At 36.6% G+C, this 547-nt stretch carries 1 pseudogene; it reads right to left on the reverse strand.

What is annotated here, in order from left to right:
• Positions 1-547: pseudogene (locus AC27IT_RS28065) on the reverse strand (PrsW family intramembrane metalloprotease); the annotation flags it as partial.

The following is a 547-nucleotide window of genomic DNA, read 5'->3' on the forward strand; positions in this document are numbered from 1 at the left end:
CCTAAAAGAAGGCCGTTAAGGATATATCTATATTTAAGATTGCGCACAAAATAAATAACAGCGATAACTTTAGCGAGTTCCTCACATATTCCAATTACAATCACGTTTGTGTTATTTCCAAGAATATCGTAAAACACAAGTGCTAATAAAAGTGAAAGGATTCCGCCAATAAAAACGACATAAACAATTTTGTAAATAGCAATATTCTGGGGAGCGTTCATTTCCCAAAAGAAAATGAGAGTAGTAAATGGAACTGCAAAAGCACCGACTACAATAAGACCTGGTATGAAGTTGATGTTTTCGAACAAACTTACGCCTAAATATAGGCCTAAGTATGCGACAAGCGCAATAAGAAAGACCCTTGCAAAAAGCCAAGGTTTTGGCCATGTATTTACAACTTCTTCTATTTTAGGAGTCGTAAGCCCTGTTCCTACAATAAAAAGCCGTTCAGCTTCCATTTCACTGTGCTGTCGGAAGACTCGAGAAAATATATTTCGAAACTTAGGTTCAACGGAACGTTCATTTCTCGGAATTTTATCAACACGAT

Source organism: Brevibacillus sp. YAE8 (assembly GCF_057543335.1).